The 13,043-nt window shown below is 50.0% G+C and carries 12 protein-coding genes; 2 read left to right on the forward strand and 10 right to left on the reverse strand.

Annotated elements, in window-relative coordinates; translation table 11 throughout:
- Positions 1 to 46: 46 nt before the first annotated feature.
- Positions 47 to 613 (forward strand): NADPH-dependent FMN reductase, encoded by a 567-nt coding sequence (locus tag IMQ48_RS05475; protein WP_196208215.1) that lies wholly within the window; start codon positions 47 to 49, stop codon positions 611 to 613.
- Between the two features lie 54 nt (positions 614 to 667).
- On the opposite strand, the gene adeP is transcribed toward IMQ48_RS05475, so the two are convergent.
- Complete coding sequence (gene adeP / locus IMQ48_RS05480; protein ID WP_196208216.1) at positions 668 to 2,005, reverse strand: adenine permease AdeP; 1,338 nt, start codon at positions 2,003 to 2,005, stop codon at positions 668 to 670.
- A gap of 167 nt (positions 2,006 to 2,172) precedes the next feature.
- Between adeP and yieH the strand changes: the two genes are divergently transcribed.
- Positions 2,173 to 2,838 carry a 6-phosphogluconate phosphatase gene (gene yieH, locus IMQ48_RS05485; protein WP_196208217.1) on the forward strand — a complete coding sequence of 222 codons (666 nt, stop codon included), beginning with the start codon at positions 2,173 to 2,175 and terminating at the stop codon, positions 2,836 to 2,838.
- Between the two features lie 120 nt (positions 2,839 to 2,958).
- On the opposite strand, the gene phoU is transcribed toward yieH, so the two are convergent.
- The 9 genes from phoU to IMQ48_RS05530 all read right to left on the reverse strand — a co-directional run bounded on the left by phoU (position 2,959) and on the right by IMQ48_RS05530 (position 12,976).
- Entirely contained in the window at positions 2,959 to 3,684 is a 726-nt protein-coding gene (gene phoU / locus IMQ48_RS05490) for a phosphate signaling complex protein PhoU (protein ID WP_196208225.1), read from the reverse strand.
- Positions 3,685 to 3,821: 137 nt separating this feature from the next.
- A complete protein-coding gene (gene pstB / locus IMQ48_RS05495) occupies positions 3,822 to 4,595 on the reverse strand; it encodes a phosphate ABC transporter ATP-binding protein PstB (protein ID WP_003023821.1) in 774 nt (257 codons plus the stop codon).
- A gap of 51 nt (positions 4,596 to 4,646) precedes the next feature.
- Positions 4,647 to 5,537, reverse strand: coding sequence for a phosphate ABC transporter permease PstA (gene pstA, locus IMQ48_RS05500; protein WP_196208218.1), 891 nt, complete (start codon positions 5,535 to 5,537; stop codon positions 4,647 to 4,649).
- Positions 5,537 to 6,496, reverse strand: coding sequence for a phosphate ABC transporter permease PstC (gene pstC, locus IMQ48_RS05505; protein WP_196208219.1), 960 nt, complete (start codon positions 6,494 to 6,496; stop codon positions 5,537 to 5,539). Before pstC ends, pstA begins: the two co-directional genes overlap by 1 nt.
- 144 nt (positions 6,497 to 6,640) lie before the next feature.
- The gene (gene pstS / locus IMQ48_RS05510; protein ID WP_196208220.1) at positions 6,641 to 7,681 is read right to left on the reverse strand and encodes a phosphate ABC transporter substrate-binding protein PstS; all 1,041 of its coding nucleotides are present in this window, start codon (positions 7,679 to 7,681) and stop codon (positions 6,641 to 6,643) included.
- Between the two features lie 269 nt (positions 7,682 to 7,950).
- The gene (gene stgD / locus IMQ48_RS05515) at positions 7,951 to 9,027 is read right to left on the reverse strand and encodes a fimbrial protein StgD (protein WP_196208221.1); all 1,077 of its coding nucleotides are present in this window, start codon (positions 9,025 to 9,027) and stop codon (positions 7,951 to 7,953) included.
- A gap of 11 nt (positions 9,028 to 9,038) precedes the next feature.
- Entirely contained in the window at positions 9,039 to 11,564 is a 2,526-nt protein-coding gene (locus IMQ48_RS05520; protein ID WP_196208222.1) for a fimbria/pilus outer membrane usher protein, read from the reverse strand.
- A gap of 22 nt (positions 11,565 to 11,586) precedes the next feature.
- A complete protein-coding gene (locus tag IMQ48_RS05525; RefSeq protein ID WP_196208223.1) occupies positions 11,587 to 12,267 on the reverse strand; it encodes a fimbrial chaperone in 681 nt (226 codons plus the stop codon).
- A gap of 124 nt (positions 12,268 to 12,391) precedes the next feature.
- The gene (locus IMQ48_RS05530) at positions 12,392 to 12,976 is read right to left on the reverse strand and encodes a chaperone-usher fimbrial major subunit (RefSeq protein ID WP_196208224.1); all 585 of its coding nucleotides are present in this window, start codon (positions 12,974 to 12,976) and stop codon (positions 12,392 to 12,394) included.
- Positions 12,977 to 13,043 lie beyond the last annotated feature (67 nt).

Here is a 13,043-nt window from a genome sequence, read left to right on the forward strand (position 1 = left end):
ATATACGCTTAACTGATTTAACCTTCATGATGAAACAGGAGTAACCATGTCTGAAACATTGAATGTTGTTACGTTACTGGGGAGCCTGCGCAAAGGTTCATTTAATGGAATGGTTGCCCGTACGCTGCCAAAAATTGCCCCAGCAGGGATGGACGTCAACGCATTACCGTCGATTGGCGATATTCCACTGTACGATGCCGATCTCCAGCAGGAAGAGGGGTTTCCGGCAAGCGTAGAAGCGCTGGCGGAACAGATCAGAAAAGCGGATGGCGTGGTGATTGTCACCCCGGAATATAACTATTCAGTACCAGGTGGACTGAAGAACGCCATCGACTGGCTGTCCCGTCTGCCCGATCAGCCGCTGGCAGGCAAACCGGTGCTGATCCAGACCAGTTCAATGGGCGCGATCGGCGGCGCACGCTGTCAGTATCATCTGCGCCAGATTTTGGTATTCCTCGATGCCATGGTAATGAACAAGCCGGAATTTATGGGCGGCGTCATTCAGAACAAAGTGGATGCGCAAACCGGCGAAGTGATTGATCAAAGCACGCTGGATCACCTGACGGGTCAGTTGGCCGCCTTCGGGGATTATATTCAGCGCGTAAAAGCCTAAAAGAAAAAGCCCGCCAGCAGTAATGCCAGGCGGGCTGTAGATCATACCGATATTTTAGTGCGCGTCGATAAACACAATCTTCAGCACAAACAGCAGCGCCACAACGATGACGCACGGGCTGAGGTCGCGGAAGCGTCCAGTACCGATTTTCATCACGCAGTAGGAAATAAAGCCCAACGCGATACCTTCGGTAATAGAGAAGCTAAACGGCATCATCACGGCGGTAATAAACGCCGGAACCGCTTCGGTCAGGTCATCCCACTTCACGCGTGACAGGCTGGAGGTCATCAGCACACCAACGTAAATCAGCGCACCAGCTGCCGCATAGGCCGGCACCATTCCTGCCAGTGGTGACAGGAAAATAACCAGCAGGAACAGGATCCCCACAACGACTGCCGTCAGACCAGTACGCCCGCCAACCGAAACCCCGGAAGATGATTCGATATAGGCAGTAACAGAAGAAGTACCGATAAAGGACCCGGCAACCGAGGAGACACTATCCACAAACAGCGCCTGCTTCATGCGCGGAAACTTGCCTTTTTCATCAGCCAGACCCGCTTTGTCCGTCACGCCAATCAGCGTACCGGAGGAGTCGAACAGGTTGACCAACATGAAGGAGAAGATCACCCCCGCCAGCCCCAGGTTGAACGACCCGGCAAGGTCGACATGGCCCACAACGGTGGTGATGCTCGGCGGCGCAGAAACGATACCGTTATAGTGCACATCGCCCAGCATCCAACCCAGCAGGGTGGTGACGACAATCGAGACCAGCACTGCCGCATGAATGTTGCGGGACGCCAGAATCGCGATGATAAAGAAGCCCAATACCCCCAGCAGCACGCTGTGAGAAGTCAGGTTACCAATGGAAACCAGCGTGTCCTTGTTCGCCACGATAACGCCAGCATTTTTCAGCCCCATCATGCCGATAAACAGACCGATACCGCTGGTGATCCCCACGCGCAGACTGACCGGAATGTTGGCAATCATCCAGTAACGCACGCGAAAGATAGTCAGCAGCAGCAGACCCACCGCCCCCCAGAAGATGGCGCCCATACCTACCTGCCACGGCAGGCCCATTGCCTGTACCACGACGAACGCGAAGAAGGCGTTCAGCCCCATCGCTGGCGCCAGCGCCACCGGCAGGTTAGCAAATATGCCCATCAGGATACTGCCCAACGCCGCAATCAGACAGGTGGTCACGAAGACGGCACTGGTGTCCATTCCGGCTACGCCCAGAATTTGCGGGTTGACGAAAACGATGTAAACCATCGTCAGGAAAGTGGTGAAACCGGCGATCACTTCGGTCCGTGCCGTCGTGCCATGTTCGCGCAGTTTAAACACGCGTTCCAGTATGCCCCGGCCAGAAGCCTGGGTTGTGTGCTGTTGACTCATTATCAATTTCCGAACAAGGAGGGAAAATTCGTCGCTATCCTATACCAAAATGCGACAATAGGGTGGGTTATGAGCGATTTTTTTCCATTGATTTTGCTTATACGGCAACGATTGCGTCGCCCAATAATGCATTACGTAAACGTTAAACTTGTTAAAACGGAAATGACATGTCCCAGATAGAAGCCGTATTTTTTGACTGTGACGGAACCCTCGTCGACAGTGAAGTCATTTGTTCACGCGCGTATGTCAGCATGTTCCAGGCGTTCGGCATTACGCTCGATCTTGAAGAGACGTTTAAGCGCTTCAAGGGGGTAAAGCTCTACGAGATCATCGACATTATCAACGACGAGCACGGTGTCCACCTGGCAAAAGCCGAACTGGAACCGATTTACCGCGCCGAGGTCGCACGCCTGTTCGATACGGAACTGGAGGTGATAGCGGGTGCCAATGCGCTGCTGGATAGCATGGCTGTGCCGATGTGCGTGGTGTCGAACGGTCCGGTCAGCAAAATGCAGCACTCGTTGGGCAAGCTAGGCATGCTGCATCATTTCCCGGATTTACTGTTCAGCGGCTATGATATCCAACGCTGGAAGCCCGATCCGGCGCTGATGTTCCATGCGGCAAAGGCCATGGACGTCAATCCGCAAAACTGCATTCTGGTGGATGATTCTGCTGCAGGTGCGCAGTCGGGGATTGATGCCGGGATGGAGGTGTTCTACTTCTGCGCTGATTCGCACAACAAACCGATCGATCATCCTAAAGTGACGACTTTTACCGATCTGGCACAGCTGCCGGCATTGTGGAAAGCGCGGGGTTGGAATATCGTCGATTAAACAGTAGGCCTGATAAGCAAAGCGCCATCAAGCGAATGGCGCAGAATGCCGGATGCGGCGTAACGCCTTATCCGGCCTACAATAGCGACGCCGGGGATCCCGGCGAACGCAACAAGCCGCTTATTCCTTCGGGTCTTTACCCGCCAGCAGCTTATCCAGCTCATCGCCGCCGACGTGACGGAAATCTTGTCCCTTCACGAAGTAGAAGATGTATTCGCAAATATTCTGGCAACGGTCACCGATACGCTCGATAGAACGGGCGCAGAACAGTGCGGTCAGTACGCTCGGAATGGTGCGCGGGTCTTCCATCATATAGGTCATCAGTTGGCGCACGATGCCCTCATATTCCTGGTCAACTTTCTTGTCTTCACGATAAATGCGCACCGCTTCGTCCAGATCCATGCGCGCAAACGCATCCAGCACATCGTGTAGCATTTGCACCGTATGGCGACCCAGTGATTCCAGGCTGACCAACAGCGGCTGATGCTGCTGGGAGAATTTCTCCAGCGCGGTACGGCAGATTTTGTCCGCGACGTCACCAATACGTTCCAGTTCGGCGATGGTTTTGATGATTGCCATCACCAGGCGCAGGTCGCTCGCCGTCGGCTGACGTTTCGCGATGATACGCACGCAGGCTTCATCAATCGCCACTTCCATCATGTTGACGTTCTTGTCACCATCAATGACGCGCTTCGCCAGCTCGCTGTCCTGGTTGTGCATCGCGGTAATGGCATCAGAAAGCTGCTGCTCTACCATGCCGCCCATGGTCATCACCTGGGTGCGGATGCTTTCCAGTTCTGCGTTGAACTGGCCGGAAATATGTTTATTGAGATTTAAATTGTCCATCATTTCTCCAGATGCCCAAAAGATTTCGAGCGAGAACAAGGCGGCAACTGCGCGAGTCCCCGGGAACGTAGTCCACTACGTGACCGGGGTGAGCAAAGGCAGCCAACGCGGTTATCGCTTGAAAGCTGAAGGGCATATCAACCGTAGCGGCCGGTAATGTAGTCTTCAGTTTGTTTCTTCGCAGGCTTGGTGAACAGATCGTCCGTGTTGCTGAACTCAATCAACTCACCCAGGTACATAAATGCCGTGTGGTCGGAACAACGTGCAGCCTGCTGCATATTGTGGGTCACGATAACCACGGTGTAATCCTCTTTCAGCTCGGTGATCAGCTCTTCAATACGCCCGGTAGAGATCGGGTCGAGCGCCGAACACGGCTCATCCAGCAGCAACACTTCAGGGCGAATGGCAATACCACGCGCAATGCACAAACGCTGCTGCTGACCACCGGAGAGAGAGTACCCGCTCTGGTGTAGTTTATCTTTGGTTTCATTCCATAATGCGGCCTTGGTCAAGGCCCACTGCACGCGCTCGTCCATATCTGCACGCGAGAGTTTTTCAAACAGACGGACACCAAACGCGATGTTGTCGTAGATGGACATCGGGAACGGCGTCGGCTTCTGGAACACCATCCCCACTTTGGCACGCAGCAGCGCGATATCCTGGGTATTGGTGAGAATATTGTCGCCATCCAGCAGGATTTCACCTTCCGCACGCTGTTCCGGATACAGTTCAAACATTTTGTTGAAAGTACGCAGAAGCGTTGATTTACCACAGCCTGATGGCCCGATAAACGCCGTGACCTGGTTTTTAGCGATATCCAGGTTGATGTTCTTCAGGGCATGGAATTTGCCATAGTAGAAGTTCAAATCACGAACCTGAATCTTACCTGGGGCAGTATCAACCATACTCATTTCAATCTCATCCTCATCCAGCGCCGCCTTCGTTGGCCGCGCCGTAAAAAATTAACCGTGTTTCTTCTTCGCGAAAATAACGCGCGCCAGAATATTCAGCAGCAGTACGCACAGGGTAATTATCAGCACCCCGGCCCAGGCCAGTTGCTGCCATTCCACAAATGGGCTCATCGCAAACTTAAAGATGGTCACCGGCAGGTTGGCTATCGGCTGCATCATGTCGGTGCTCCAGAACTGATTGGAGAGCGATGTAAACAGCAGCGGAGCGGTTTCACCGGCAATACGCGCAATCGCCAGCAAAACGCCGGTGATAATGCCGGAGACGGATGCCTTCAAGGTGATCGCTGAAATCATCTTCCACTTCGGCGTACCCAGCGCATAGGCCGCTTCACGCAGGCTATCCGGTACCAGCTTGAGCATGTTTTCGGTGGTACGAATCACAATAGGTACCTGCAGCAGCGCCAGCGCAATTACGCCCGCCCAGCCGGAGAAGTGTTCCATTTTTGCAACGACCACGGTGTAAACAAACAGACCCACAACAATCGACGGCGCAGACAGCAGGATGTCATTGATAAAGCGGATAATCTCAGCCAGCCAGGACTTACGCCCGTACTCAGCCAGATAGATGCCCGCCATAATACCGAGTGGCGTACCTAATACAGTCGCCCACAGAATCAACAATCCGCTACCCGCCAGGGCATTCGCCAGACCGCCACCCGCCGTATTCGGCGGCGGCGTCATTTCAGTGAACAGCGCCAGCGACATACCGTCGATACCACGAACCACCGTTGAGAACAGGATCCAGACCAGCCAGAACAGTCCGAACGCCATCGTCCCCATTGAGAGCGTCAGCGCGATGCGGTTTTTCAGGCGGCGGCGCGCCTGCATCTTACGGCGGGATTCCGCCAGCGCGGCGGTGTTTTGCATTTCAAGCGTAGCCATTAGCGTGCCCCCTCGTTCTTAGCAAGGCGCATGATCATGAACTTAGAAGCTGCCAGCACGATGAAGGTGATCACAAACAGGATCAGCCCCAGTTCCATCAACGCAGCCACATGCAGACCAGATTCCGCTTCGGCAAATTCATTCGCCAACGCAGAGGTAATACTGTTACCCGGCATAAACAGCGATGCACTGTCGAGCTGGTAGGTGTTACCGATGATAAAGGTCACCGCCATGGTTTCACCCAGCGCGCGACCAAGGCCCAACATCACGCCGCCAATCACCCCATTTTTGGTGAACGGCAGGACGATGCGCCAGATGACTTCCCAGGTGGTACAACCAATGCCGTAAGCTGACTCTTTCATCAGTACCGGCGTTTGTTCGAACACATCGCGCATGACGGCTGCAATGTACGGGATGATCATAATGGCGAGAATGACACCGGCAGCCAGAATACCGATGCCAAAGGCCGGGCCCGCAAACAGGGCACCGACAAACGGAATGTTGGAAAGGATATTCCCGACCGGCTCCTGGAAGTAGGTAGCAAACAGCGGGGCAAAAATAAACAGGCCCCACATGCCGTAAACAATACTTGGGATCGCTGCCAGCAGTTCAATTGCAATGCCCAGCGGACGACGCAGCCAGTTAGGTGCTAACTCAGTCAAAAATAAAGCGATGCCGAAGCTCACCGGAACGGCGATCAGCAAGGCGATAAACGAGGTCACCAGCGTACCGTAAATCGGTACCAGCGCACCGTAGATATCGTTTGGCGCATCCCACTCTTTGGTCCACAAAAATGAGAAACCAAATTTTTGAATGCTTGGCCAGGAGGAGATGATCAGAGAGACAATAATGCCACCCAACATCAATAGCACAATCAGCGCTGCCAGTTTTACCAGCGCGCTGAATATCATGTCACCCTTTTTACCCGGTGGGTTAAAAGCAGGCTTGGTTGCAGCCATAAATCACTCTTTAAGTTAAACTCGTTTACTCAGTTGCCCATGCCGGATGGCGCTACGCTTATCCGGCCTACACTCTGGGCCTACGGTAGAAACCGTAGGGCGGATAAGCGTAGCGCCATCCGCCAATTCGTCAAAGATATTCTATTAGTACAGTGCTTTACCGCTGCTGTCTTTCACGTTGGTCTTCCATGCAGCACGAATCTGCTCAACCACGTTATCCGGCAGGCTGGCGTAATCCAGGTCATTCGCCTGTTTACCACCATTTTTGTACGCCCAGTCAAAGAACTTCAGCACTTCAACGCCCTGCTCAGGTTTCTTCTGCTCTTTGTGAACCAGGATAAATGTGGTGGAAGTGATTGGCCACGCCTCATCACCTTTCTGGTTCGTCAGATCCTGGGCAAAGGTTTTGCTCCAGTCAGCGCCTTTTGCCGCATTCGCAAAATTTTCTTCGGTCGGGCTTACCGGTTTACCATCAGCGGAAATCAATTTGGTATAGGCCAGGTTGTTCTGCTTGGCGTACGCGTATTCAACGTAACCGATGGAGCCAGGAAGACGTTGTACGAACGCGGCAATACCGTCGTTACCTTTACCGCCCAGACCGGTCGGCCAGTTAACGGTAGAGCCTGCACCAATTTTAGATTTCCATTCTTCATTCACTTTTGCCAGATAGCTGGTGAACACGAAGGAGGTGCCGGAACCATCAGCACGACGCACAACGGCGATGTTCTGAGATGGCAATTTCAGACCCGGGTTCAGTTTGGTGATGGCGGCGTCATCCCACTTCTTGATTTTGCCGAGGTAGATGTCACCTAAGGTTTTACCGTCCAGCACCAGCTCGCCGGATTTCAGGCCTGGAATGTTAACAGCCAGCACGACACCGCCGATCACGGTTGGGAACTGGAAAAGGCCTTCCTGTGCAAGTTTCTTATCAGACAACGGAGCATCAGAAGCGCCGAAATCAACGGTATTTGCCGTAATTTGTTTTACACCGCCGGAGGAGCCGATACCCTGGTAGTTGACTTTACTACCGGTCTCTTTTTGATAAGTATCAGCCCATTTGGCATACACTGGCGCAGGAAAAGTTGCACCTGCACCTGTCAAGCTCGCTGCTGCAAATACAGAGAACGCGCTCATGGATAAGGTCGCGGCGACAACAGTTGCGACAGTGGTACGCATAACTTTCATAATGTCTCCTGCACGATTTTGGTAAATCATTGTTTGTTTAGCTGCTGAAAGCAAAATAGGACAAACTGGTGACAGTTATATGTCATGTTTATGACAGTTTAATGACAAGCCACCGATAATGTATGACAGAACAAAGGTACCTGCAGGCAAGAGCCGCATGGAAAAAGAACGAGAGGATGAAATGAGGATAAACGCCAGAAGCAGATTTTATGAAATAAAGGGCAAAAAACGATAGTTTTCTACCCTTGCGACAAAAGTCACGCAACTCGCTAATTTTTAATTTCTAGCGTGATCGTCGCATAGGCCTCAAATGTGCCGGGCTTGGGTCGGGCGCCAGTTGCGCTGGCGGGTGCAGCAGAAAAGGTCAGCGAGTTGTTTTCCTCGCCCTTATTGTTGGCCCCCATATCCATGTCCATACTTCCGCCATTAACATTAACGATCTGTCCCCATTTGTCATACACGACAATCCCAACATCGTCATTACCGTTCACTTTCATCATCATCGCGTCAGAATCTACCGGATCAGCCTTGAACGTTGAGTAGACGATATTTTCATCGGCCATACCGGTGCATTGCACCAGTATCGTCTTCGTAACTTTATTGCTGGTTATCGCCTCACCTTTGTTCGCTGAAAAGCTCGCTGCCTCTATTTGTTTAAAATCAACAACCAAGTTCTGACCTGGCGCTATTTCACAGTTTTGCGGTACGGTAATATCGCCTAATATCCTGATTTCTGCCAATCTATCCGTACTGGCTATAGATGAACTGGCATCCAGACCACCGTATAAATCAGCGACAATCGTTGAAGGAATAGTCACTTTACCGATAAAAGGTTCATTAATCAGAAAAGAAATTTCCACTTCCGTACCCGTTTCGAGAGTAATATCTTCGCCATCATGACTCGTTGCAGAAGTGAAACAATAACCACTGCTTACTTGATTATTTTCCTGCCCTTCGAAAGGAACCGCGACAAAACCTCTCCCCTGAACATGGATCGAAGTAGCAATACTAAGGTTATTGTTAAGTGTATAATAAGTGTAACCACTTCTGGTGGTATTGATGCTTAAAGGCGAGCGTGCCGTATAATATATATCGCTATATAACGTAGTAAAATGAGTCAAACAGTCGCAATGAGCTTTATATTTCCCTGAAGATTTTAATACATCCAGATCTCTGGCTTCCGTACCCGACTTATTCTTTTCCGCAGGAATTTTAACACCATTAAGATTGAGGTTATAAATATTAGCAGTGCCATTTGTAGGATGGCAAACCCCATCACTTGCCCGACACATCGGGGTTATCAACATCATAAAAAATGAGAACAAAACTGTTATCCATAACCGCATTTATAATATCCTTATTGGCATACAGCCGCTGTCTGAACCAGTTCAACGCCTGATGGTTTGGCAAACTGATAATGTACCGTACATTTTTTAGTATTATCGCTTCCCCAGTTCAGCAAGAACGTTCCTTCCTCCGGCATTCCCGAAAGATATAAATCGCCCTCATCTCCGACAATACCGGTTACGCTGCCTGACTCAAGATCTGCGGTAGCCATCGCGCCAAAAGGCACCGCTTGGCCATTTGCCTGACTAACGTTAAACAATACGCGGTAACCCACATGTGTCACAAATTCAGCCCTTACCACGGCCCCTCTAGTCGGGATCAGCGTGAGCGAACTGCTTTCTAACTCAACGTTAGCTTTACCAAAATAATCACTATTGATCTCTACGCTGTTTTCAGCGTAGGGGTTAAGCTGGGTTTGTACAGTGTAACCACGCCAGTCGGTGGCCGCGCCGGTTCCATTTTCCAGATCCAACCCAGCGGCCCCTGGCGCTTTTACTAACGCGACCGTTTCACCCAGTTCTTGCGAGAAAGTAATGCCATCGCTATGCGCCAGAATACCGCCTTTAATACCATAGTTCAGGCGCTGTGAGTCCTGGCTGTAGTCATAGCTACCGCTAACCGAGCCATATGTTCCGTCATACCCCACACCCGCGCTACCGTTGTAGTCATCTTCATCGGCGTCGTAAGACTGCTGCACATTATACGAAAGGTTATGGTTTTCCAGAGCGGTGCCGTTCAGACCTAGCTGATTGACGCCTTTGCCGTGATTATTTTGCGTAATGCCATAACTCACATAGTTATTGCTGAGCCAACCCGATAACGGCACGGAGATCGAAAACATAAAGATCTGCTCGCTACCATTGTCATCATCTGACGCATATCCATATTCCGAGTCTTGTCCCCTCGATATTGAGTGGGTGTAATTCCACGAAATATTCCAGGAAATATCGTGCCAGTAGTTGCTGTAACCCAGTTGAACCAAACGCTCAACTTGATCGGATTGCCAATATTCCTGGCGACTCAACGTAAGATAAATATTGCCCAAATCTTTACCAAAATTCTGTGTCCATGAACCTTCCAGGCGGCTACGGCGGTTACCGATAGTCCAGAAATCGCTCTCGCTATTTTGCCGCGACGCCCATTCGTTGAGCGTGTAATATCCCTGGGTCGAGTAGCGGTAGCCCACCAGGCGAAAAGTGGTATCTGTGTCATCAAAGCGTTTTGAGTACAAAAAACGATATGACTGACCGGATTCGTCTTCACCATCATCAAACTGCGAGCGGGCCTGAGTAATATCAACAGAAATGGCGCCAAAAGACCCCATATCTTTACCCATACCCAGCGCCGCCGAGGCATAATCTTCCGCGGCCTGAACGCCGCCGTACAGAGTTATACCAGCACGAAAACCGTGCAGTACCTGCGCCTGGAGCACATCCGGTGTAAAATTGCTCTGATCGCGCAACTCGCCAATGCTCACATCAACATCCGTCTGGCCTTCACGCTTAAGGATCGCCAGCGAAGCGTAGGGCTGAGTAAAGTGCTGCTCGCTACCGTCTTCTTCTTTAATGGTGACATCCAGGTCACCACCGGAACTGGTGGTGTTTAAATCAGAGAGGGCAAACGCACCCTGCGGCACCGCAGACTGATAAATGACATAGCCATTCTGTTTGATGATGACCGTCGCATTACTTCTCGCCACGCCACGCACCACCGGTGCGAAACCATTCAGGCTTGCGGGGAGCATATCGTCATCGGTATATAGCCTGGCGCCGCGGATCTGGGTACTGTCAAAAACATCACTCGCCGTCCACGTATCACCCAGCATAATTTGGCTACGCAGCGCGGCAATATCACGCTGAACGTAGGTGCTGATGGAATGGTAATCCGCTTGCCCGTCATTGACGTTTAAGGTGCTGTAATTTCGCAAACGCCATGCGCCCAGGTTTGCGCCATTACGCAGGTTCAGATAGTAAAAATCACTGTTATCGTCATCGTCTGATTGCACCGTACTGGAACCGGAGAAATCATAGTTGACCATAAGCGCATTGATACCTTCATCCCAGCGAGAAGGATTAATATATCCACTGGCGGCTGCATCGATATAAATTTGCGGAATGGTAATATTTAATGCTAACTCATCGCCATTAAATTTCCATGTCGCACCGGGCACCAAAGGTTCCGGGTTAATACAGGCCTTATCATCAATATGAACCATTGACTTGAGTGCGTCCGCTTTTACACCTAAATCTTTCAGCGCATCTTTTACCGCCACAAAACAAGGATGTAATTCAGACTGAGGAGTATCCTGAGCGAAGGTGACATCGCGACGGTCCATTAATTTACCGTTGACGTTGATATCAACTTTATACACTCCCGCAGGTAAATTATTCGCTCGATTAAATTGCCGAATATCAACATCCATAGGATGGTCGATCTCTAAAAGCGCGGAGTTAAATACATCCTTTGCCTGGACTCCCCCAGAAAAACAAAGTAACACCCCCGATGCCAGCGTCGTGATAACCCGAGAGGAGCTCATCAGCGTTAATACTCCTGAAATATTAAAGTTTTATTTTTATATCCTGACTGATAGCACCAACATCATTCACATAACGCCACACCAATGAATTTCCGCTTACACCAGCCGGTAAAGATAAATGCAACGTTTCAAACGGACGAATAATATTCAATGGAATATCTTTCCCGTCCACGGTGACATTCATAACATTAATATGAATAGCGCTTGGATTTTCAACAATGAGTTGATTTTTTTGCACATGCCATTTCAGGGTAGAGAATACGCTCTCGGGGATCTGTTTTAACGAAGCCGGTCGCCAGAAAAATTTGATTCGCGTTTTAATCGCAATAGATAACGAATTAGGGTTTTCACTACTTGGTGGAATATTTTTCACATTAAGCCAAAAGACAGATTCCCTGTCCAGCGGAAGCTCGCCTTTTACTTTCATAATTCGCAGCACTTTTTCCTGTCTGGCTTCCAGGCGTGAAACGGGAGGAATTACCGTGAACGGTGGTTTTGCCGTATCTTTACTGTCGAAAGGATCAATCCATGTCTGGATAAGATAGGGTAGCGATGCATCATTATTTTTGACGGAAATAGTAGCATCAACTTTATCGCTATAATAAATGACTCTGGTTCCCCCAATAACCACTCCGGCTGTTGCCAATGAAGAAAACAGAGCTAAAGGCAGTGCAAATAAAGCACCCAACATGCGCCTTGACATGACCATAATCCTTTACAATAAGAGAGCCTGAAAATAACCTATAAAATAGATAATTAAATCCATTAGGCAGTAAACTGGTGATTAATAGTTTTATTAACAGGCTCCCGTTCCTGTTAACTAATTCTTACTTCGCGTATTCAATCGTAAACTGGGAATCCGCGTTAGCTGTACCCGGCGTTACCGTTGCCAGGGTTTGAACGTATTTAGCTTTGAAGCCCATATCAGCCTTACCATCAACAATGGTGGCATAAAGCGAGTTGTTATACAGCGGAACGGCTGAGTCATCGCTCAGGTTGAAAATTTTAATGGCAACACCGGTAGCAGCAATCACCGCGCCGTCACCCGAGTACTGGCCATCAGTGCCGGTTTCCCCGTCAATCGGTGTACCGGTTTTCAGATAGCCTTTACCAATCGTGTTTTGATCTTCAGTACCATCAAAACGTACGGCTGCTTGTGTATAGGTGTCTGGACATTTATCCAGTTTAATGTGGAAGTCTTTAACGGAAGCCGTCGAGTCGATCCCAGAGAAGGCATTTTTATCAACGCGACCGATATTAACATTTTGATCCGCGGTATCAGAGGTAATTTCACAGGTACTGTCAATAACTTCACCACGGAAGTGAACGGCGCCAGTACTTAAAGCCATTGCCTGGCCTACGAACATAGTAGAAGACAGTACTAATGTACTGGCAATTAAATTAAATTTCATTGTATCCATCCCTTCAAAATTTTATATTTATGTTTTATTACTTATTTTCGTAATAAAGCACACCATC

Source organism: Citrobacter sp. Res13-Sevr-PEB04-36 (assembly GCF_015672735.1).
Taxonomy (GTDB): domain Bacteria; phylum Pseudomonadota; class Gammaproteobacteria; order Enterobacterales; family Enterobacteriaceae; genus Citrobacter.